Here is a 21,942-nt window from a genome sequence, read left to right as displayed (position 1 = left end):
GTGTCCGTCGCCTACTTCAAGAACCCATGATAGCGCGCCATCCAATAGGGCAGCAGGAAGAAGGTGCCTTCATGCTCGGTCCAGCCGTTGCCCTCTTCGGCATCGAGCTTGAAGGCGTCGCGATCCTGGCGGACGTGGGCGCGTTCGTCGATGGGTAGCGCCTTGCGGTCCACCCGGGACCAGCCGGCATTCTGCGCGTGGGGTGTGGGATCGAGTTCCACGTCCAGGCGGTGGCTGTTCTGCATGGGCCAGCCGAGGAGATAGAGGGGCATGCGTTGAAGCGTTTCGAGGGAGTCCGCGCCCGCCGCGTCGTAGGTGGAGAAGCGCTCCACATAATGCGGCGTGTAGGGCCCCGCTTCAGGAAAAGCGCCCTCAAACAACCCCTCCTTCGCCAGCTTGGTAAAGCGATCCGCGCCCGCCGCGTAGATGTAGTTCCAGAGCGCGTTTTTCTGCCTGCTGCAGAAGAGCCAGCAGTCTTCCAGACTCTGGCGGTAGAGCAGCCAGAGCTCCGGATCCTTCTCATAGTTCAGCAGGCCGTAGAAGCTCAGCAGGGCGAGGTTGTTGTCCCACGGCACCACATTCTCCGGCGGAAAGGTCGGTCGGGGCACCATGGCGTTGATGTGATAGTGGTGTTCGTCGCGCAGCATCGCGGCGACGTCACCATATTTCGAATCCCCCGTCACATGCTCCGCCACGTTCAGGAAGGAAAGCATCATCATCGAATTAAGGCCCACCTGCGCCCAGCCAAAGGGTGAGTACAGCGCGTCGGGACCAAACCAGGCCCAGCGGGTCGGTTTGCCGTCGTGGTCCACCAGCGCGAAGTCATTGCGGATGAGGTGATCGGTAATGTCGCGCACGACTTCCCGCGCGGCCTGTTTCTCGACGTCCGTCCTGGCCACGAGGTCATAGTAGATGGCGTAGAAGAAATAGTGGCCCGCGAGCTCGTCGGAACTGGTGTCCACTTTATACATGTACTTGCCGTCTTCACTCAGCGGGAAGCGGGGCGTGATCTGTTTCCAGAAGGCGTCGCCCTTCAGGTGGCGCGCATTGTATTCCGCGCCATACTGCTCGTTCACCGGGTCCTTCCAATCGGCGGGAATCAGCACGCGCGCCGGGAAGCCCTTCATCGATTCCGGCACGATATCCACCAGGCGCTTGCAGGCTTCGAAACTGCGCTGGGCCAGCGCCCGGGCCCGCTCGTCGCCGGTCGCCGCATATTTGAAGGCCATGGCCGCGCCATACATGGACGTGTAGAGGCCGTCGTTGTCCGTGATCTGCGGCTCGGCCGTGGATACATCGCCCTGAACTTTCAGGTCCCAATTCGTTATGTAGCCGTCGCGGTTGTGGCGCTTCTCAACCTGGTCGATGAAATAATCCGACTTCTTGTCCAGGGTCCACTGCTCGCGTTTGATGTGGTTGTAGCCCGTCTTCGTCGCTATCCACGCGGAACCGTCGTCCTCCACGACAATCCCCGTCACATGATCATCCAGCAGCCAGTTCCGGCCCGCGCGATAATTCCAGGTCGTGCCATCGAAGCGAATCGCGCCGTGGTCGGTCCCGAACCACACCGCACCGTCCTTGCCCGCGGCGGCGCACGTGAAGCGGTTCCAGGGCAGGCCCTCCGCGCCGGTATAAAGCGACCATTCCCCGCCATCCAGCACGCCCACGCCATTCTCCGCACCAAACCACAACCGGCCCTTGCTGTCATAAACCACCGCCGCCACCTGGCGCGGGGCCCACGAGTAGCGCGCATCCGCGGGGTAGACCTTCTCATACCCTTTGCCGTCGTCGCTCAGCAGGTAGAGTCCACGTTCCGCGCCGATGGCCGTCGCATGGTCGCTACCCGCTTTCGCCGCGACCGCCAGGATCGCCCCCCCATCATTCAGGTCGTCCGACGTGATGCTGTGCGCCTCCAGGGGAAACGCAACGCCGTCGGGTAACGCCTCCGCCGAGGTGTAGTACGAGGGAATCTCCTGCACATAAGGCGCCTGCGAGACTTCGAGGGTTTGCGCAAGGGCGGCGAGGGCAATCAAGGTGGCGGAAATCAACATGCTGAGTACTCCATTGGATTGAGCGGCCCGCACCAGCGCGGGGCCGCAAGACAGGCCCGACACCTGAGTTTTGCTGCAAAACGGTCCATAGTATACCGCATTCCGCAGCCTCGCGCGGGACCACGCGTCCAACGGGCTGTTGAACCCCACGCCCATGCATTGTAGGCTGTGAGCAACGGACAAACAGGGGCGCAGCCCAAAGGGAGCGAAATCTCATGGAAAAGAACTGGAAAATCGAGTTGTCGGACCAAGTCCAGATGTTTGTTTGGACAATAGGGCTCGTTGTCATCTTCGCGTTTATGATATGGGATCGGATTGACGGCGGGGGACGGAGCTTCGAGAAGGACGGGGTAACAGGCCTATTTTTCCTGACCAATCTCAATATCGTCTTGAACAGGATCTCCTTCCGCAACGCCATGCGGAAAAAAGATGCCGACACCTGACTTATACTCGTTCCCAAGGTCCCCTTGGGAATGCAGTCCCCGGAGCTCCGCTCCGCAAATCTCCCGCATCGACTCGAATTGAGAATAGGGGCCTACCGTTTTCGTCATTTCTCCCCTCCGGCGGTGATATAGGGGTAAAATCACCAACGCGGACTCAACACCCAGCCCGGGGGAACGCCAATGCGCTACGACCAGGCCAAGGTACGATTGACGACGTATCCCCAAACCGGATGAACCGTTATTACTTCCGCGCGAAACCCGGGATCTCGAATCGCGCTACACCAGAACCTCCCGCACCACCTTCCCATGCACATCGGTCAGTCGAAAGTTTCGCCCCTGAAACTTGTACGTCAACCGCTCGTGGTCGATGCCCAGTTGATGCAAAATCGTCGCCTGCAAATCGTGCACGTGGACGCCCATCTCGGCGGTGTTGATGCCGAGGTCGTCCGAGGCGCCGTAGGTCATGCCGGGTTTGACGCCGCCGCCCGCGAGCCAGCAGGTGAAGGCGTAAGGGTGATGGTCGCGGCCCCAACGCGGGCGGTCGTTCAGGTTGCCCTGGAGGAAGGGGGTGCGGCCGAATTCGCCGCTCCAGATGACGAGGGTATCCTCCAGCAGGCCGCGCTGCTTTAGATCGTGCACGAGGCCCGCCGCAGGCTGATCGGTGTCTTTGCACTGGGTGTAGAGTTCGGTGGTCAGGCTGTTGTGCTGGTCCCAGCCCGCGTGCATGACCTGCACGCAGCGCGTGCCCCGCTCGACGAGCCGCCGGGCCATGAGGCAGTTGTGGGCGAAAGTTCCGCGTTCGAGCACCTGGGGGCCGTAGAGGTTCAGCACGTGCTGCGGCTCTCGGGAGAGATCGGTCAGTTCCGGCACGGAGGTCTGCATGCGGAAGGCCATTTCGTATTGCGCGATGCGCGTCTCGATTTCCGGATCGCCAGATTCGCGGAGTTTGATTTCGTTGAGCGCGGCGATGTCGTCCAGCATGCCCCGCCGGGTTTGCTCGGTCATGCCCTCGGGGTTGGAGAGGTAGAGGACGGGATCGCCGCCGCCGCGGAATTTCACGCCTTGAAAGCGGGAGGGCAGGAAGCCGGAGCCCCAGTAAAAATCGTAGAAAATCTGCCCGCAGCTCGTGCCTTTGCTCACCGAGGTCATCACCACGTAGGCGGGCAGCTCGGCGCTGTCGTTGCCCAGACCGTAGGTGAGCCACGCGCCCAGGGCGGGACGGCCCGGCATCTCCGCGCCGCTCAGGCAGAAGGAGATTGCGGGCGCATGGTTCACCGCCTCCGTGTGCATGCTCTTGATGAAGCACACGTCGTCCACGATGCTCGTCGCGTGGGGCATGAGGTCACTGACCCACGCGCCGCACTCGCCATATTGCTTGAAGGGCTCGATGGGCGCGAGCAGCAATTTGCCCTGGGGCGCGCCCGTCATCGTGCTGAAGCGTTTGCCCTGGATGTACTCGTCGGGCACGGGCTTGCCGTGCATCTCCAGCAGGCGCGGTTTATAGTCGAACATGTCCACATGCGTCGGGCCGCCGTTGTGGAAGAGGTAAATGATGCTCTTCGCCCGCGCGAGGTGATGGGGGAGATCGGGCAGTCCAAGTTCCCGCGTGCCGTGGCGCGTGGCTGCAAAGACTTTCTCCCCATTCAGCAGCCCGGCAAGCGCCGCCGTACCCAGACCCGTGGCGCATTGGCCCAGGAAAGCCCGGCGCGTGGAGAGCAGCTTGTGTTCGTTCACAGGGTTCACGGCTTCACTCCTTCGTGAGCGCTTCGTCGGTGTTCAATATCGACAGGCAGAGCGCGGCGTAGGCGGCGTGTTCGGTGGGGGCAATGCCGGGCGTGGGCGTCGATTCACCCACCGCCAGATAGGCCCGCGCGGCCTCGGGATTGGTGGCAAATTCGCGACGCAGCCGCGCGATACTCTTCTCCAGCAACGTGATTTCCTCTTCACCTGCGGATCGTGTCAGCGCATAACGAAAGGCCGCGTCGATGCGACTCCGATCCGTCGCACCCGGCATCCGCAGCAACCGTTCCGCCATCGCCCGGGCCGCTTCCACATAGGTCGGGTCGTTCAGCGTCGCCAGGGCGTGCAGGGGCGTATTCGTGCGCGGCGCCTTCACGGAGCAGGTCTGCCGCGTGGAGGAATCGAAAAACATGGGCGGCGCCACAATCCGTCGCCAGTAGGTGTAAAGGCTGCGGCGGTAGAGATCCTCGCCTGTGCCGGGCTCGTACTTGAGATTCCCAAAGGAAAACTCCTGCCAAAGTCCGTCCGGTTGATAGGGCTTCACCGGAGGGCCGCCCACCGTGGACACGAGCAAACCGCGCGAGGCCAGCGCCTGATCGCGTATCATCCAGGAAGGCATGCGGAATCGCGCGCCCCGCGACAGGTATCGGTTCTCGGGATCAATCGCGAGTCTACGCTCGTCCACATCGGAAGATTGGCGATAGGTCGCGCTGGTGACCATCAGCCGGACCAGCGCCTTTACATCCCAGCCGTTCTCCACAAAGTCCACGGCCAGCCAGTCCAGCAATTCTGGGTGAGAAGGCTTTTCGCCCTGCGCGCCGAAGTTCTCCGTCGTCTTTACCAGCCCCTTTCCGAAAAAGTCCGCCCAGAAGCGATTAACCGTCACGCGCGCCATCAGCGGATGTCGCGGGTCCGTCAGCCAGCGCGCCAGGCCCAGCCGATTGCGCGGTGCGTCATCGGCCATGTCAAAGAGGAACTCGGGCACGGCGGTGGAGACCTCTTCGCCGGGCTGATTGTACAGGCCGGTCTTCAGCATGAAGGTCTTGCGCGTTTCCGCCATGTCTTCCATGACCATGACCTTGACGGTTTCGGCATCAAGCTTCTTGAGATCCTCCTTAGCTCGTTTGAGCCGCTCACTCACACTGCGATAGGCCGTGTCCGACTGAAGATACGCCTCCGCGATCTTTTTCTTCGTCTCCTCATCGCGCGTATCCCGCGGCGTTGCAAGCAATGAGGCCAGTTCCTTCTGAGCATCATCGGCAGGCGGGGATGAAGCGAGCCTGGCAAGGGTCGCAGTCTCCCAGTCTGCCTGCAGCGGCTCAAGTTCAGTTCGCCTCGCGCTTATTGGGCGCTCCAGCCCGGAAATCTCTGCTTGCAGCCGTGCAATCCGCGCCTCCGATTCCGCCGTGTTGAAGGCCAGGTTCGGCGGACGCTTCGGATCGCCCCCGGCACCGTCCACAGAGGTCTGATTGAAGAAGGCAAATAACTGGTAATAGTCTTTGTTCGTCAGCGGGTCATATTTATGGTCGTGGCAGCGGCAGCAATTGAACGTCAGCCCCATCCACACCGTGCCGACGGTTTCAAGCTGATCGAAAATGTACTCTATCCGGTTTTCCTCGGCGATGCGCCCGCCTTCGCCGTTGATCATGTGGTTACGGTTGAATGCCGTTGCAAGCTTCTGAGCGCCGGTCGCATCGGGCAGCAGATCGCCCGCCAATTGCTCGATTGTGAACTGGTCATAGGGCATGTTGCTGTTGAAGGCCTCGATCACCCAGTCGCGCCACGGGTGCATCGTTCGCTCATTGTCCCCCTGATAGCCGTTCGTGTCGGCATAGCGCGCTGCGTCGAGCCAGGGCCACGCCATCCGCTCGCCATAGTGGGGCGAAGCCAGCAGGCGCTCTACCAGGCGCTCATAGGCATCGGGCGAAGCATCCGCCATAAAGCGGGCCGTTTCTTCGGGTGTGGGGGGGAGGCCCGTCAGGTCCAGCGTCAAGCGGCGGATCAGGGTGGACCGCGAAGCCTCGGGGGATGGCGCCAGCCCCATTTCCTCCAGCCTGGATGCGATGAAAGAGTCAATTGGATTGCGCGCCCAGGTGTCGAATTTCGACATGGGAAGCGCGACCTTCGCAGGAGGAACGAAGGCCCAATGGGCGGACCAGTGCGCACCCTCCGTGATCCACTGGCGAAGAAGCGCCCTTTGCGCGTCGCTGAAATTCTTCTTCGCCTCGGGCGGCGGCATCTGCTCCGCCGGATCCGTAGATTCTATTCGTTTAATCAGCGCACTCGCATCGGGCTTCTCCGGCATCACCACGGCCATGTCGTCGACGGTGGCGAAGGCGCCCTCCTTCGTATCGAGGCGAAGATTGCCCTTGCGCGTCGCGGCATCGGGCCCGTGGCACTGAAAGCAGTTGTCGCTGAGAATCGGCCGGATATCGCGGTCGAAGTTGATCGCGGGCCCCGCCTGCGACGGCAGGCAAAGCAGCAGTGGCGCGGCGGCAAGTGCGGTATGAAGCAGCTTGGCAAGCATCGGGTTTACCCTGGTAACTTTTGTAGATCTGATCCGTTCACGCTCATCGTGACTATACTGATCTAACCGGGGCATCGTCCGCAACCATTGTACGGACCAAGGAGAGGGAAGCTGTCGAAATCTTCTCCAGCTCCGCAGGGGCCCAGGAAGAGAAACGCGGGCCGCAACAGCGGCCCGCGTCCATTCACTCAGGCTGCATTACTCAGATCAGGGATGGTGCCCTCCGCCCCCGGCGGCGCCCATCGTGCCGAAGTGCAGGTTGAAGCCCGCCTCGTTCATGGGGAAGGGGTTTGTCAGCCCGGTGCCGCCGGCCCACTTGATGAACGCCACATGGCCGTCCATATACAGCACATTGGCCCCGCCCGGCACATGGCTCAAGTGCTCGGGGTGGGGGGCGACGGTGTCGCTCATCAGCACAATCTGGGACTGTGCCTGGGCCGTGCCACCCGCATTGTTGATGTCCGTGATGAAGAAGCGCTCGATGCCTTCGCGAAGCCGACGAGCGGTACCCTGGCTTCCGATATCCCCAAAGGCGCCATGGAAGAAGAAGGCCCAATCCTTGTCCACATAGGCCTTCGCACCGTCGAATCCATCGTGCATGAACGCGTGCTCGAGTTCCTCGCCGAAAATGCCCACCGCTTCCGCAAAATGGGACATATTGTGTTCCAGATCTTCGTCTTCAAACATCGTCTGGCTCATCGCGAAACCGTTGTAGTAATAGGGGTGGGTCACCACCTCACAAGGCTCCACTCTGCCATTGTTCATCAGGGGCGAATGGGGGTAGATCATGTGATTCGTCTTGCCCTCGTCCCACAGTTCGAGCGCCGTGGTACCGGCCGGGTTACTCGGGCATACCAGCACGTCGAAATCCGTGAGGTACTCGGGGTACACCACGGAGGCGTCGAACATGGCGTTCCACACGAGCAACTCGTCGTTGCAATCGCGTACGCCCATCGGGGGGTAGCGTTCGCCCTTGCTCTCGTTCGCATACATCTTGAGCATCAGGCCGAGCTGCTTCAGGTTATTCTGGCAGCTCGCGCGGCGCGCCGCCTCCCGCGCGCGGGCCAGGGCCGGCAGCAGAATGGCGGCAAGAATGCCGATGATCGCAATTACCACCAGTAGTTCAATAAGGGTAAATCCCTTTCGGTTCATGGTATAGGCTCCTTCACCAGGGCGCGCGCCCTGGATGATTTCGTTGATACGTTGAAGTGCGCCGCGCGGCATGGGGCCGCCATCCGCGGCGTGAAGACACACTTCGGGCGTTGTTAATTCAGGGATCGGAGAAGGGAGTCTCAGGTGGGCGGCGCGCGATTCGGCGCGGCTGCCAAGGGCGCTTCCGGCGCAACCTGAACCAGGAGCGGAAGAGGCCGCGCATGGGCGGGCTCGGGGAGGGCCGCCATGACGAAGGCAAAAGGCGGGTCCGTGTGGGCGATAAGCAGATTACAGAACGCGCAGCCGGATTCCGAGGGCGTTATGGGCTCGCGCTCGTCGGTGGGGCAACTCTCTGTCGTTGCCGGCACTTTCGCGGCGCAGCAACTGCGCCTGGCCGGACTGATTGTCGCCGCGCCCTGGGGCGTGTGGCACTGCGCATCGATCGCCGCCTGCGTTGCGCACAGTCCAGGGACGAAGGCTCGGGCCGAAGCCAAGAGATAGAAGGCCACCAGGGCCCAGACGACAAGGGCAGTGCCCCAACCGGATCGTCGGGTGGGCAAGAACCTTGTATGTCCAACTGCATGCGCCATGATGAAGACACGCGTTCCGCTGCCATGGGTCGTCAACCCTCAATTCTATAACAGGTATTCGTCCACAGTCAATTGAAGCGCGATGTTTTCGGAGCGAGGCGACCTGTCCACGGGCGCAGCGTTGAGGCGCCGAGACTTTGGATCATTTTGCGGTTGCCCGCCGCATCTCCGAGGAGTATGATGTCGGCACTTTGTGCGGGGTGAAGGAAGCTTGGATCCTTCACTGCCCCAGCGCAAGACAGCCCGGCGCGCCTCGGTCGACGTCCCCGAGGTTTATGGTGGCGCGGCGGGCCGCCGCAAAAACCTACCGTACGGTCAGAAAATTTGCGCCTGTGGTACCGCCCGGTAGGTCCAAAATGGCACGCATTTTCATTCGTGCCATCCAGTATTACCCTAAGTGAATATGGGTCAGTTGCTAACCGAGTAGTAATACAATCGCCAGAAATCTGGCATGAAATTGGCTTACTAACCGGAGTTAATCTACCCCTAACCCTCAACAAGAACACGGTGCAATGGAGAAATTATGAGCGGGAATGCGGTACGGCTTGAAGCCATTTCGGAAATCATCAACATGCAGCCGGTTGGGAACACGGTTCCCTTCGCGGATGTGCCCACCAGCCAGATCTTCGGCGAGAATATCTTCAGCCTGGCGGTCATGCAGAAGCGCCTTCCGAAAGAGGTGTACAAGTCCCTCAAGAAGACCATCGAGAAGGGTACAAAGCTCGATCCGACAACGGCCAACGCCGTGGCGTCGGAAATGAAGTCCTGGGCGCTGGAGAAAGGCGCAACCCACTACGCCCACGTATTCTATCCCCTTACGGGCCTGACGGCGGAGAAGCATGACTCCTTCTATACGCCCGACGGCAAGGGCGGAACCCTCGTTGAATTCGAAGGTTCCACCCTCATCCAGGGCGAGCCGGACGGCTCCTCCTTTCCCAGCGGCGGTATCCGGCAGACCTTCGAGGCCCGTGGTTACACGATTTGGGACGTGACCAGCCCGGCGTACATCCTCGAAAACCCCAACGGCACGACCCTGTGTATCCCCACCGCCTTCGTGTCCTGGACGGGTGAGGCGCTGGACAAGAAGACCCCGGTGCTTCGCTCGATGCAGGCGCTGAACAAGCAGGCCCAGCGCGTGCTGAAGTTCTTCGGTACCGCCGGCGCCTTCGTGTCCTCCACCGCCGGCGCGGAGCAGGAATATTTCCTTATCGACCGGAACTTCTTCTACGCCCGCCCCGACTTGCTCAATGCCGGCCGCACGCTTTTCGGCGCCGCGCCGCCCAAGGGCCAGGAATTCGACGACCACTACTTCGGCGCGATCCCCGAGCGCGTGCTTGCGTGCATGTTCGAGGTGGAACGCGAGTGCTTCAAGCTCGGCATCCCCGTGAAGACCCGCCACAACGAAGTGGCCCCCGGCCAGTACGAGATTGCTCCGGTGTACGAGTTCGGCAACGTCGCCACCGACCACCAGCAGCTCATCATGGTAACCTTGAAAAAGGTTGCCGAGAAGTATGGCATGGTTTGCCTCCTTCACGAGAAGCCTTTCAAGGGCGTGAACGGCTCCGGCAAGCACCTGAACTTCTCCATGGGTTCGGCCGACGCCGGCAACCTCTTCGATCCCGGTGACACCCCGGCGGAAAACGCCCAGTTCCTCGTGTTCTGCGCAGCGATGATTCGGGCCGTCTACAAGTGGTCGCCCCTGCTTCGCGCCGTGGTGGCCAGTGCCTCCAATGACCACCGTCTCGGCGCCAACGAAGCGCCCCCCGCGATTCTCTCCATCTTCCTGGGCGACGAGCTCACGGAAGTGATCGAGTCCATCGCCACGGGCAAGCCCATGAAGTCGCGCGAGAAGGTGATGCACGTGGGCGCCGATGTGCTGCCGGAAATTCCCCGGCACTCCGGCGATCGCAACCGCACCAGCCCCATGGCCTTTACCGGCAACCGTTTCGAGTTCCGTGCCGTGGGTTCCGGCCAGTCCATCGCCGGTCCCCTGGTCGCCCTGAATACGATCATGGCCGAAGCACTCGACTATTGCGCCACGAAGCTTGAAGCGGCCGATACCAGCAGCCCGAAGAAGCTCGGCGCCGCGGTGGAAGAGCTGGTGAAAGAGGTCTACCTTGAATGCCAGACCATTGTGTTCAACGGCGACGGCTATTCCGAAGCGTGGCATCAGGAAGCGGCCAAGCGCGGCCTGCCCAATCTGAAGACCACGCCGGACGCGCTGCCCGCGCTGAAGGACAAGGCGGTGTACGACCTCTTCGAGAAATACGAAGTGCTTACGCCCCGCGAAACGGAAAGCCGCTATGAGGTCTATGCCGAGCAGTACATCAAGAGCATCAACGTCGAATCGAACCTGATGCTCGAGATTGCCCAGACGATGATCTTCCCGGCGGCCATCCGCTACCAGGGAGAGCTGGCCACCAGCCTCGCGAACCTGAAGGCCGTGGGCATCGAGACCGATGCCGACACCCTCAAGTACATCACCAAGCTCATCGCCGACCTCCAGGGCGCCCTCAAGACCCTCGGCACGGCCAAAGCGGGCGAGCCCCACGATCCGGAAGCGGGCTGCAACTACTGCCGCGACGTCATCATCCCCGCGATGGTGGCCCTGCGCTCGGTGGTGGACGAACTGGAGACCATCGTAGCCGATGATCACTGGCCCCTGCCGACCTACCAGGAAATGCTCTTCGTCCGCTAAGGGCCGGGAGTTAGACAGACACCAATTCGGGAGCCTGCGGCCAAACGCCGCAGGCTCCTTTGTGTTGGAATTCGGATCGTTTTACAGGGACGGCAGCGACAACAACGGCAAGTCTTTGAAGGTGCCTGCGGTTCCCGAAGTCTCTGATGTCCACATGCACTGCGGGGCCGCACTCGGGGATTAAAACCACTGCATCCGGCGACAGCAAAATGCTATACTCGGACTCTCACCTGACCGATTTCGTTTGTCGATTACTTAGGAGAATCCAGTGAAAAAACTCGCGATATTCATCGCCGCTTTATGTATCGTCGGTTGCCAGGGCCAGGGTGGCCAGGGCGTAGTGGAAACCGTCATGTCCGACTTTGGACTGGCCGAAAAGCCCGAAGGCTATGTCTCCGGCGCGGACAAGGTCTATGAGGGCCTCAACGCCGTGGGCGAGCAGGAAATGAAGCGCATGAATCAGGCCGAGCGGCTGGGCGTGGTGAAGGCGGAGGAGGACGGCCTGAGAGTGAACTATTACAAAGAAGTGAAGGAATACGTCTCCTACTATCCGCTGGATGCGCAGGCCTCCTCCAAAGCGGCCGATCGGGATCGGGGCTACGTGGCCTATCTCGAATACCGCTACCGCGTGCTCCAGGGGCCCCGCAAGGCCAACCGAACCGAGGCCCAGGCCGAGTCCGCCACGGTGGACACCGGTGAGGAGGGTCGCGAAACCTACCGTTACCGCTTTAACGCCGGTGGCACGTGGGACGGCGGCAAGGGCGAGCGCACGCAGGAGAAATAAGCGGGCGCTTTAATTCCCGCCGCGGATCTCCGCCAGGACCCGCATCTTCGCATCGATCATCACCGGGTGGCTCAAGTTCAGCAGATTGCGGAGCTTGGCCGCGAGGTGATCCTCGTGTCCGTCGAGATACTTGTCCGCGTAGAATATCCGCCAGATCTCTTCCACGATCCGCACTTTTTCCGCCACGGAAAAGGCCGTGTTAATCTCGCGGGTAAACTGGTGAAGGCTCGTGCTCTCGTCATGCACCGTCATGGCCTGTTCGAGCAGTTCTTCGGCCTCTTCGGGCGTCAACTCAAAACGCTGGCGCAAGACGGACAGAATGTGCCGCCGCTCGTCGTCGGAAAAATCATTGTCCGCCCGCGCGGCCTCCAGCATCAATACGCATGTCGCCATATGGACCGTATCCGGGGCTGCGGTGAGGGGCTCGGCGGGGCCTCCGCCAAAGAGGCTTGCAAATCGTTTCAGCATGGTTTCTCTCGCTTTTCGACGGTGACGCTTGATGCGGGCACGATACCATATTCGCGCGTTGACACGCGAGGGGACCGCATCCGCCCGGCGCGCGTAGTTTCATGAAGGTCCCGTCGCCGGTCCGGGCGGTCTATTTGTTGCCAAAGCGCCCCAATCCCAGAAATGCCGCGGGCTCGTCGGTCTTTCCTCCGGTACAGAAATCCGCCATGATTGCGCCAATCACGGGCGTAAACTTGAACCCATGCCCGCTGAAACCGGCCGCGATGAAAACGTTCTCATGAAGGGGGTGGCGATCTACGATAAAGTGCTCGTCGGGTGTCATCGTGTAGATGCAGGTCTTACCCGTCCACGAACCCAGTTCCAAGTCCAGGAGGTGACGCCCGGCGAAGTTCTGAACGGGGGCCACGTCTTCATGCGACACCGCACGGTCCACCACGGAAGGGTCGGCAAGAAATGCGCCGGGTTGGTGAAGCGCGACTTTGACGCCATCGCCATCGATGCGGGGAAAACCATAGAAAAAGCCGTCGTCAGTCTGGATCCCGAATACCGGCGCACCATGATCGACATCGTGGACCGTGGTGGTCGGCTGAAACCAGGCCAGAACCACGCGGTGGGGCGAGAGTGGGAGCGCCAGCTCGCGCAAGAGCGAGCCCGCCCAGGGGCCCGCGCTGATCACGAGGTTCGCGGCGGTGTACTCGCCCCCGGCGGTCGTCACCCGGATACCGTCGCCATCCTTCCGCCAGGACAACGCCCCTTCGTACGGACGCAACTCCGCGCCCCGGCTACGCGCCCCGGCAAGATGAGACGCAACGCAGTTCTCCACACAGAGGTAGCCGCCAAGGGGGTCGAAGAGAATATCCATATCCGGATCGGCCTTCAGCCCCGGGAATCTCGCAACGGCATCCCCCGCCGCGACGCTCTCCAGGGGAAGGCCATGGGTCGCCGCCGCGCGGCGCGTGCCCGACACAACCTCATCACCCGGCCGGCCCGCCACGAACATCCCGCACAGATTCATCGTCTCCGCCTCCGACTCGTCGCCCAGCTCGTACCAGTATGCGTAGGCCCGCTTCAACAGCGGCACATAGTCGGGGTGCTCGAAATAGGCCTGGCGGATGATGCGGGACGCGCCGTGGGAGCTGCCCCTAACATGGACGAGGTCAAACTGCTCCAGCCCCAGCACCCGCTGGCCGCGCCGCGCCAGGTGCCACGCCGTGGCGGCCCCCATGCCCCCAAGGCCAATGATAATGGTATCGTACATTGTGAAACTCCCCGGAACATGAATATTTCACGCCCGTCAATAGTACTTGCGGTAATGTAGCCCGCAGGCCGCGCCATGCTACCCCTTCGAACCGGTCAATTCAAACCGGCAACGGGCTTGCCGGCCTCCCTCCGCTGTGGTAGCATCGGCTGGGAGAGAGGCGGGTGGGCATTCATTCGCCGGGAGCATGGCTCCGGAAGGACGACAAGCAATGGTTGATTTAACCCTCGCCGATCCAGGGGGCGGGTATTTCTTTCTCGCGTTTATGACGACGATAGGTGTCGTGCTTGGCGGGGTGATCTTCGCGGTTGCCGCCTTGCCCGGCGCGCGACGACCCCCCTATCGCAATTTTGACGCCATGCCCCGCACGGGCGCGGTCTGCGGGCTGGGCGTGGCGCTGTTTCTTACCTACATCGCCTGGAACACGGCCTTTGGCGAATTCTACCGCATTGAAATTCGCGAAGGCGCCGTCCGCCTACACTACTACATGCCCGCAAGGACACCGGTGCTTCCCCTGGAGTCGATTACCGGCATGCGGAAGGCCATGACGATGGACAAGACTCATGCGTGGCGCATCGACCTGGAAACCACCGGCGGGGTCTACCACAGCACCAACATGAGCCGCCCTCAGTTGGAAGAGGCCTGGAAGACTCTGGCGGACTTTGTGAAGCCCCTGGCATAGCGGGCTTCGCGGTAGTCTTTCAGACAGGTTCGCAGGGGCAGGCGTTTGATCCCTTTCACCGCGAGGGCGCTTACTTCGCGCGCGCCTGACTCTTGCAGGTGGGTGTTGTCCTCCTTGCCCTCCGGGTAGTTCGGGTGTTCGCCCGGCGCAAGATTGAGGAAGAGCTTCGTGGTTTTCTCCGGTCCCAGGCGGGTAAAGCGTTTTCGCGTCAGCTTGTGCAGGTCGATCAATGGAACCCTCATCTCGCGCGCCAGCCGTCGCGTCGCATCCGGGTAATCGCCGTGGGTGTCGCCCATGCGCGTCGGCGAAATCCAGCGGTTGCGATTGATGGGCGTCAACAGGACCGGCCGCGCGCCCGCCGCGCGTGTCTCTTCCACATAGCGCCGCAAATGTTCCGGGAAGGTCGTGGCCGGATCGGTGAAGCGATTCCGCTCGTCCTTCTTCTGGTCGTTGTGGGCAAACTGGATGAACACCCAGTCCCCGGGTTTCAGCACCTCGCGAATCGGTGTCCAGGAGCCCTCCTCGTAAAAACTCTTCGAACTCCGGCCGCCTTTGGCGCGATCATCGACATGGACGCGCGCGGGGTCGAAGTGCTCCTGCAGCACCTGGGCCCAGCCATGGAGGGGGTACCGTTCAGGCGGATAGGCCGCAGCCGTGCTGTCGCCGATGACGTAGAGGGTCACGGTCTTGTCTTTCGGGCCGCCCGCTTCGGCTGCGGAGACGAATGTTGCGAGGCAGATCAGCAACAGTGCAGTCGTACGTGGCGTGTATCGGTAACCCAAGATTGAAATTCCTCGAATGGGGCAGTGAAGCAAGGTCCGTGCATTTCCGTAGTCAAAAAAAGAACTGACCACGGAATGGCACGGAATTACACGGAAATCGATTGTAGAACAGAATGATTTATCCGTGATGCCGGTGCCATCCGTGGTCACGGAAATCAACCAAGCTTCGTCACATCCAGCCACGTCTTCGCCATGAGGGCATGGCCCGCCATGGTGGGGTGGACCCCGTCTTTCGCCCAGTACTCCGGTGGGGTCGAAGCGCTCAGGGCTTCGTCAAACATGGACTGAAACGGCACAAAAAGCGCCCCGGCCGTTTTCGCCGCCGCCTTCGCCACCGCGCGCCGTTCGTCGAACTCCGGGAACCAGGTGTCGTCGATGGCGCCGCAACGCAGCACGAAAGGCTCGCAAATCACCAGGGTTGTCTCGGGCAGGGCCTCCCGCGTCCGTGCAAGCAGCGCATTGAGGCCCGTTTCGTAGATAGCCACAGTGCCATCGTACTTGCCCGCGCGCGCATGCCACATGTCATTCACGCCGATGAGAATACTCAGCAGTGCGGGCTTCAGGTCAATCGTATCGGTCTGCCAGCGCGCATCAAGATCGGGCACCTTGTGGCCGCTGATGCCGCGATTGTAGCACTGCAGCGTTTTGGCCGAATGGGCGCCCAGTAACTGGGAAGCGATCATGGCCGCGTATCCGTCACCAAAGGCGGCGAGTTGGTTCGGCGCGAGATTGTCCTTCGCGCGCCCCGCATCGGTGATGGAATCGCCCTGGAAAAGGATAACATCGTTCATCTTGAGCTTGGCCTTCTTGCCCGCCGCATGGCTGGGTGCAGTGGTAAGCGCGGTCGCGACCGCAGCTATGGCCGCGCCCTGAAACAAGCCGCGACGGCTGAGGGTGGGGGACTGGGACATGGGTGGTTTCTCCTTGGTATGGTCAGGGCCGGGGCCCGAAGATTTACATCGAGAGGACGAGGTGGACGCCGTGGACAAAGTGGACTCAAGAACAATTCGAGGAGCTCGTTTTTCGTTGTCAACTGTCAACTGTCAATTGCTATTCCGCCACCATCGTATTCTTCAGCGTGCCGATCTTCTCAATCGTCGCCTCCACTACCTGGCCGGGTTTCAGGAGCTTGCCGCTACTGAGGCCGATGCCCTCGCAGGTGCCGGTGGCGATGATGTCGCCCGGCTCCAGCGTTACCAGCCGCGACACGAACTCGATCACCGCCGCGACGGGGAAGATCATGCGGCCCGTGCTGCTGTGCTGCCGCTCTTCGCCATCCACCGTCAGGCGCAGATCGAGCACCTGGGGATCGGGAATCGCCTTGGCCGATGCCACCGCCGGACCCACGGGAAAGAACCCGTCGTGCCACTTGCCGTGCATCCAGTCGAAAAAGGTGTCCTTAGGCCTTTCCTTGCGCTCGGGGTTGGGCCTGTACTTGCGATCCGAAATATCGTTCACCACGGTATAGCCGGCCACATAGCCCAGGGCTTCGGCCTCGCTGACCCCCTTGGCTTTCTTGCCGATGATCACGCCCAACTCGCACTCGTAATCGATGAAGTCGGGGCTCACCTTGGGAATGACGATCTCGCCGTTCGGGTGATTCAGGGCCGTTCGCGGCTTGGAAAAGAGGTATGGGAAAGTCTCCTGACGTTCCACCGCGATCTCGCCGCTTTCCTGGATATGCAGCGCGTAGTTGCCCGCCAGCAGGAAAATCTTCGGATTCGGAGGAAGGGGATTCAGGAGCGTCACCGATGCCGGGTCCAGCTCCAACTGCGCGAGAGAATCGCCCGCCTCGGCGATCCACTTCGCCAGAGACTCGGCCTCCTGGGCGTGGCTGCCATGGGGCAGGAGCGCGAGAATGTCTTCATGGGGGAGCGATATCGACTGGTGCGTGCCATGGTTGTGGACGTCGACGGCATCCTGGATTGCGACGATGGCCTCGTCGTGGTAAAAGCCCAACTCGATTTTGTCGCTGCGTTGGAATCGGCAAATACGCACGGGTAACTCCTTAGTTTGTGGCCGTGGTGATGTACGGTAACTTGTTGGGATTCTCGAGGGTAAATGCACCCGATTTCAGGTAACTTCCCTGCGCGAGGCCCGCCCGAATCAAGCGGCCTTCGGCGCTGGTGCGAAGCCAGGCCACTTCGCCGTCGGTCTGTACGGGTTCGACACCGCGTTTCGCGAGACTGACGCCCGGGTGTGCGGGATCGCGAAGCCATACCATATCATAGCCGCCATCGGGATGCTCAATTCGCAATCCCACATGGTTCTCGGGCAGGTTCTCGTGCGATTCGTCGGCGACGGGTTCGCGGGTGGCCTTAACCTTTGGACCTTTACCGGCGTAAGGCTCGTACACCGCCACAAAGGTCGATTCCAGCGTCCCGTCAGCCGCGACGCGCTGCTCCACCAGCCGGGGCACCCATTGTTCCGTTGTTGCGTCGTAGCCCCCCGTGGCGATCCACGCCTCCGATGTTCCTGCGGAGGCCTCCCGCGTAAAGCTTGTATAGGCCAGGCCCAGCGCTGCCGGCTCGGGGAGGAGTTTGTTCTGGTCTTCCACCGTCCAGAGTCCGAGCCAGCCAGGCTTTGCACCAGCGTCCATCTGGAAATTGCGCGTCTGCGTCTCGTGACCGTAGTCCGGGGCGGGGGAGAGGTTTAGTCCGTAGGTCGCCAGCGGTCCGAAGTGGCTCTGGGTAAACTTCGTATGGTTTGTGCCGCCGGACACGCGAAAGACATCGATCACATAGAAGGTTTCGTCGTCCACGTCGACCAGCGCAACCGTACGCTCGTAGCGGTTGCCGTCGTTCAACTCCGGCGCGGATGCGCGAATCATCTGAAAGGGCGGCTCGTCCACATAGAGCGTCGTCTCGCCCGCTTTGCCCGGCTGGTTCTTGCCATCCACCACCACGGTGTTATGCGCGGCGGTCATGGTGTACCACCGCCCCCGGGGCGATTGCCAGCCGCCGAACTGTACCGGCGGATAGCCCATCTCCGGCATCAGGTCCAGCCCGTGGGCGAAAAGGCCCAGATTCATGCCGTCCTGATGGCCGTGGCCGCCGCCCGCGTCGTAGTCCAGCCACACCGCGCGTCGATTCGCGCCTGTGCCCGAGCGCAGTATCGCAAGGTGCCACGCCTCCTTATTCACGCTGCCGAGGGCGATTTCCTCGCCCTCTTTCTCAATGACCGAACCCAAGGCCGCCTGAAAGGCCTCGGGATTCTCGCCGAATATGTCGTGGGGCAGACCGTCGAGGGATTTGTTGTTTACGTGGTACAAGGTCTGCGCAAAGGCCACATCGCCCGTGGCGGCATAGAGGTCCCAGAGGAATTGAAAGGTCGATGGCATCAAGGGCCAGCCGCCCGCGCCGGGCTTGATGAACTGCATGCCCAGGTAGCCGCCCATGGGCATGGCATAGGAGCCCGTGTCGCCCGAAAGGGGATAATAGCGGTCCAGGCAAAGCGTGTCGATATGAAAACGATACGTGTCATGAATGCGCGGCTGACGCTTCAGAACGGCGGGCAGAAAGGCCGGGTCGGCCTTGGAAAACTCCGCCAGGAACTGCGCCAGGGACGAAACCGTGAAACTGGCGTAGCCCGAGAGTCCTTTCTCGCCCGTGACGCCGTCCACGGCGGTCGCCTGCTCCAGCATGGGATCGAGAATCGCCCACAGCGCCTCGTCGGGCTCCTGCAGCGCCTTGGTGATCACCGCCTTGCAGATTTCCGCGCGGGGATAGTTGGAGTAAATCTTCTCCGGATGGGCCAGCGCGTCGCGGAGGATGCGCGACTCGATATTGCGACGGATATCCGCTTCGGTTGTCTTGGGATTCTCCAGTTGGTACGTCGCCGCCTGCTTAGCCAGAAAGGCGATGATCTCCCCATCGTCCTTCAGCGCGGGAAATACCATGTCATAGGCCAGGGCCAGCTCCCGGGTCTCTTCACAGGTGTCGTGCCAGGTGGAAACGTAGCCGGCCGTGCCGGGCCCCTCATACATGATGCCCTGGGGCTTGAAGTCGAAGGTGGGGTAGAGGTCCGCAACACGATCCAGCATGACCAGGGCTTTGTGCGCATAGCTCGGGTCGCCCGTGAGCACATAGGCTGCGCTGAGGTTGTTTATGCCGCCGAGGACGACTTGCTTCCATTGGCCATAGATGAGGTAGGCCGCAATAAATCGCCAGCGGTCGCCTTTCTCGTTCACATAGCCGTGCCCATCGTCCACACCGAATGTGTGCAAGGGATCGGCAGGATCGGGGTGTTCCGTGTTGAAAAGCAACGCGCGATCCGCTTTGGTCTCGTCAAATACGCCGTGCGCGTCCAGCCCGGAATCGTAGTAGGCCTTGAAATCGTTCTTTGGGAACCATTCGCCGCTCGTGGGGTCCTGGGTCTTCCACGGGTGATTCATGGCGTCCATTTTCCACGTGTACATGGGCACCGGCTCGTTGGTGATGGGGGAGTAACCATTCGACCACACCATCCACGCCCGGGGAAGTGTCGCGCCGAACATGAGCTCCCAGAGTGCCTCGTCGCTCATGGCGTGCCACGGCGCGGCTGCGGCGACCACTTGCTCCCGAACCTTGGATGCCCATTGGCCCTCCACCACGTTTGCCCGAACCCGGGACACCACCTCCGGGGGATAGAGTGCGCTGGACTGTTTCAAGAGTTCCTGCGCCGGGGCGACGGCGGTGACGAGCAAGAGCAAGAGAACGGTGCTACACGTTTTCAATGTGATTTCCTTTCACCTTGGAGAACACCAGGGAGGAAAATAGTACCACCACGACGAAACGAAGGGCACGAAGAAATTTCTGAGTGGCCTGATTGGTCGATGTCCCAGGTGGACAAAGTGGAAAGTGTGGACTGAGTACGTTCTGTCGGTTCTTTCCGCCTCACCCGGTCCACAATCCCCTTGTAACTTGTATGCCACTTCAAAATCCACTAAGGTAATCCCCACGGCCCGACCGGCCCCCTTGTCGTACCCCCAACCACCGGAGATCGCCCCGTCCATGGATAAAGGACTCGCCGCCGCCGACTACATCATCCTGGCCGGCTTTTTCGCCGTCATGCTGGCCATCGGGATCATTTATGCCCGGCGCATGAAGAATCTCAGCGACTTTTTCAGCGGCGGGGGACAGGTGCCGTGGTGGCTTTCGGGCATTTCGCTCTACATGACGACCTTCAGCGCCTTCACCTTTGTGTCCTACTCGGCGCTGGCCTATCAGTACGGCTTTGTGGCGGTCAGCATCTGGTGGTTCTCCATTCCCGGCTGTCTTTTGAGTGCCTGGTATCTGGCTGGACGGTGGCGTCGCGCGGCGACCACGAGTCCGGTGGAGTACTTGGAGACGCGCTATAGCTCCACCGTACGCCAGGTCTTCAGTTGGTTCGGCGTGCCGCTGATCGTACTGGACGACGCGCTGAAGCTCTTCGTCATTGGCACCATGATCACGGCCAGTGTGGGCATCGAAGGCACGGAGCAGCGGGCCATCGCCATCGTGGGGTGCGGCACCATCATGCTGCTCTATACGCTCATGGGCGGGCTCTGGGCCGTGTTGATCACCGACTTCGTTCAGTTCATTGTGATGGCGGCGGCGGTGCTCGTGCTCGCGCCCCTGGCCGCCGTTAAGGCGGGGGGCGTGTTCCCCGTGCTGGCGAAGCTGCCCGAGGGTTATGGGAATATCACCAACGCCACCTACACCTGGCCCTGGCTGCTTTCCTTCGCGGTGATCCTTGCCCTGACCTTCGCCACGAAGTGGCCCTATGTCCAGCGTTACTACGCCGCCAACAGTGACCAGGATGCCCGCTGGGTGGGGTACACCGTGGCATTTTTCACCCTCATCGGCCCGCCCATTCTCTTCTGGCCCGCCATCTCCGCCACCCAGTTTCTCCCCGGTGTGGAAAACGCCAACGACATCTACCCGATGATCTGCCGCCTCCTCTTGCCCGCGGGGCTCATGGGCGTCGTCATCGCCGCCATGTTCTCCGCCACCATGTCCATGCTTTCCAGCGACTACAACGCCCTCTCCTCCGTAATCACCAACGACATCATCAAGCGTCTATTCCGGCCCCACGCTACGGATCGCGAGCTGGTGTTTCTGGCGCGAGCGAGCACCTTCGCCGTAGGCGGCGTGGCCATGGCCCTCGCGGTGGTGTTGGTCTACCAGGAGAGCCTGGAGAACCTGGTGGACTATATGGCCAAGCTCTTCGCCGTCTTGTTGCCGCCGGTGGCCCTGCCGATGGCTGCGGGACTGCTCAGCAATAGAGTCTCCGAGCGCGGCGCGCTGTCGGCCTTCGCGCTGGGTTCGGTCTGCGGCATCACGGCCTATGTTGTCGGTGGGGGAGAGGGGCTGGCCTGGCTGCGCTCCGTGCCGTGGCTCACATGGATCTCCATCCTGCCCACGGCCCTCGGACTCGTAGCGGGTAGCGGAATCTGGCCCGATTCCACCGCGAAACGCGCGCAGGTAGATGCCTTCCTCAACGGACTCATCGACCGCGCGCCGAAGGGCGGCACGCGGGATCGAAGTGTGGATGGCCAGTACGCCCTCTACATTATCGGCATGACGACTATCGCACTCGGCGTCGTAATGGCGGCCGCCGTGATGCTCACCGCGCCCTTGCGCGAGGGCTGGCTGTCGATTGCCGTTGGTGGGGTGTTCGTCCTCGGCGGAGGGGCGTCGGCGCTCCGCGCGAAGTGGCACATGAGTCGGCCCCGCGACGAGGGCTAAAGTGAGACTGTGGGGCATCGCTCATTGGTCCCTGCAGTCGCTGCTGTCCCCGCCGCCTCT

General features: G+C 61.6%; 16 protein-coding genes. 5 read left to right on the top strand and 11 right to left on the bottom strand.

The window, feature by feature from the left end:
- Nucleotides 1–11 precede the first annotated feature (11 nt).
- Nucleotides 12–2,051 (bottom strand): hypothetical protein, encoded by a 2,040-nt coding sequence (locus tag JNK74_13610; GenBank protein ID MBL7647219.1) that lies wholly within the window; start codon nt 2,049–2,051, stop codon nt 12–14.
- 215 nt (nt 2,052–2,266) lie between these two features.
- On the opposite strand from JNK74_13610, the gene JNK74_13605 reads away from it, so the two are divergent.
- Nucleotides 2,267–2,494, top strand: coding sequence for a hypothetical protein (locus tag JNK74_13605; protein MBL7647218.1), 228 nt, complete (start codon nt 2,267–2,269; stop codon nt 2,492–2,494).
- Between the two features lie 276 nt (nt 2,495–2,770).
- On the opposite strand, the gene JNK74_13600 is transcribed toward JNK74_13605, so the two are convergent.
- From JNK74_13600 to JNK74_13585, 4 genes are all read right to left on the bottom strand, one after another.
- Nucleotides 2,771–4,237, bottom strand: coding sequence for a DUF1501 domain-containing protein (locus JNK74_13600; GenBank protein MBL7647217.1), 1,467 nt, complete (start codon nt 4,235–4,237; stop codon nt 2,771–2,773).
- A gap of 4 nt (nt 4,238–4,241) precedes the next feature.
- Nucleotides 4,242–6,761, bottom strand: coding sequence for a PSD1 domain-containing protein (locus tag JNK74_13595; protein ID MBL7647216.1), 2,520 nt, complete (start codon nt 6,759–6,761; stop codon nt 4,242–4,244).
- Between the two features lie 207 nt (nt 6,762–6,968).
- Nucleotides 6,969–7,913, bottom strand: coding sequence for a DUF1559 domain-containing protein (locus tag JNK74_13590; protein ID MBL7647215.1), 945 nt, complete (start codon nt 7,911–7,913; stop codon nt 6,969–6,971).
- Between the two features lie 140 nt (nt 7,914–8,053).
- The gene (locus JNK74_13585) at nt 8,054–8,473 is read right to left on the bottom strand and encodes a hypothetical protein (GenBank protein ID MBL7647214.1); all 420 of its coding nucleotides are present in this window, start codon (nt 8,471–8,473) and stop codon (nt 8,054–8,056) included.
- A 553-nt stretch (nt 8,474–9,026) separates the two neighbouring features.
- Between JNK74_13585 and JNK74_13580 the strand changes: the two genes are divergently transcribed.
- The gene (locus tag JNK74_13580) at nt 9,027–11,201 is read left to right on the top strand and encodes a glutamine synthetase III (protein MBL7647213.1); all 2,175 of its coding nucleotides are present in this window, start codon (nt 9,027–9,029) and stop codon (nt 11,199–11,201) included.
- 268 nt (nt 11,202–11,469) lie between these two features.
- Nucleotides 11,470–11,985, top strand: coding sequence for a hypothetical protein (locus JNK74_13575; GenBank protein ID MBL7647212.1), 516 nt, complete (start codon nt 11,470–11,472; stop codon nt 11,983–11,985).
- Between the two features lie 9 nt (nt 11,986–11,994).
- Here JNK74_13575 and JNK74_13570 read toward each other — a convergent pair whose 3' ends face one another.
- Nucleotides 11,995–12,453 carry a TerB family tellurite resistance protein gene (locus JNK74_13570; protein MBL7647211.1) on the bottom strand — a complete coding sequence of 153 codons (459 nt, stop codon included), beginning with the start codon at nt 12,451–12,453 and terminating at the stop codon, nt 11,995–11,997.
- 130 nt (nt 12,454–12,583) lie between these two features.
- A complete protein-coding gene (solA, locus tag JNK74_13565; GenBank protein ID MBL7647210.1) occupies nt 12,584–13,711 on the bottom strand; it encodes an N-methyl-L-tryptophan oxidase in 1,128 nt (375 codons plus the stop codon).
- 211 nt (nt 13,712–13,922) lie between these two features.
- Here solA and JNK74_13560 point away from each other — a divergent pair, with 211 nt between their 5' ends.
- Nucleotides 13,923–14,393 (top strand): hypothetical protein, encoded by a 471-nt coding sequence (locus tag JNK74_13560; protein ID MBL7647209.1) that lies wholly within the window; start codon nt 13,923–13,925, stop codon nt 14,391–14,393.
- Here the strand turns inward: JNK74_13560 and JNK74_13555 are convergent.
- From JNK74_13555 to JNK74_13540, 4 genes are all read right to left on the bottom strand, one after another.
- Nucleotides 14,339–15,133, bottom strand: coding sequence for a rhamnogalacturonan acetylesterase (locus JNK74_13555; protein ID MBL7647208.1), 795 nt, complete (start codon nt 15,131–15,133; stop codon nt 14,339–14,341). The two genes, JNK74_13560 and JNK74_13555, sit on opposite strands and share 55 nt — an antisense overlap.
- 197 nt (nt 15,134–15,330) lie before the next feature.
- A complete protein-coding gene (locus tag JNK74_13550; protein MBL7647207.1) occupies nt 15,331–16,086 on the bottom strand; it encodes an SGNH/GDSL hydrolase family protein in 756 nt (251 codons plus the stop codon).
- A 139-nt stretch (nt 16,087–16,225) separates the two neighbouring features.
- Nucleotides 16,226–17,173 carry a fumarylacetoacetate hydrolase family protein gene (locus JNK74_13545; protein MBL7647206.1) on the bottom strand — a complete coding sequence of 316 codons (948 nt, stop codon included), beginning with the start codon at nt 17,171–17,173 and terminating at the stop codon, nt 16,226–16,228.
- Nucleotides 17,174–17,183: 10 nt separating this feature from the next.
- Entirely contained in the window at nt 17,184–19,889 is a 2,706-nt protein-coding gene (locus JNK74_13540; GenBank protein MBL7647205.1) for a heparinase II/III family protein, read from the bottom strand.
- 277 nt (nt 19,890–20,166) lie between these two features.
- Between JNK74_13540 and JNK74_13535 the strand changes: the two genes are divergently transcribed.
- Entirely contained in the window at nt 20,167–21,882 is a 1,716-nt protein-coding gene (locus JNK74_13535; protein ID MBL7647204.1) for a hypothetical protein, read from the top strand.
- Nucleotides 21,883–21,942: the final 60 nt, after the last annotated feature.

This window comes from Candidatus Hydrogenedentota bacterium (assembly GCA_016791475.1).
Classification (GTDB): Bacteria; Hydrogenedentota; Hydrogenedentia; order Hydrogenedentales; family JAEUWI01; genus JAEUWI01.
This window is presented reverse-complemented; position numbering and strand designations above follow the sequence as displayed.

What these genes read in the sequence shown, in the direction of transcription:
- JNK74_13610 (MBL7647219.1), bottom strand. Translation starts at nt 2,051, where the DNA reads ATGTTGATTTCCGCCACCTTGATTGCCCTCGCCGCCCTTGCGCAAACC.
- JNK74_13605 (MBL7647218.1), top strand. Translation starts at nt 2,267, where the DNA reads ATGGAAAAGAACTGGAAAATCGAGTTGTCGGACCAAGTCCAGATGTTT.
- JNK74_13595 (MBL7647216.1), bottom strand. Translation starts at nt 6,761, where the DNA reads ATGCTTGCCAAGCTGCTTCATACCGCACTTGCCGCCGCGCCACTGCTG.
- JNK74_13590 (MBL7647215.1), bottom strand. Translation starts at nt 7,913, where the DNA reads ATGAACCGAAAGGGATTTACCCTTATTGAACTACTGGTGGTAATTGCG.
- JNK74_13580 (MBL7647213.1), top strand. Translation starts at nt 9,027, where the DNA reads ATGAGCGGGAATGCGGTACGGCTTGAAGCCATTTCGGAAATCATCAAC.
- JNK74_13570 (MBL7647211.1), bottom strand. Translation starts at nt 12,453, where the DNA reads ATGCTGAAACGATTTGCAAGCCTCTTTGGCGGAGGCCCCGCCGAGCCC.
- solA (MBL7647210.1), bottom strand. Translation starts at nt 13,711, where the DNA reads ATGTACGATACCATTATCATTGGCCTTGGGGGCATGGGGGCCGCCACG.
- JNK74_13560 (MBL7647209.1), top strand. Translation starts at nt 13,923, where the DNA reads ATGGTTGATTTAACCCTCGCCGATCCAGGGGGCGGGTATTTCTTTCTC.
- JNK74_13550 (MBL7647207.1), bottom strand. Translation starts at nt 16,086, where the DNA reads ATGTCCCAGTCCCCCACCCTCAGCCGTCGCGGCTTGTTTCAGGGCGCG.
- JNK74_13535 (MBL7647204.1), top strand. Translation starts at nt 20,167, where the DNA reads ATGGATAAAGGACTCGCCGCCGCCGACTACATCATCCTGGCCGGCTTT.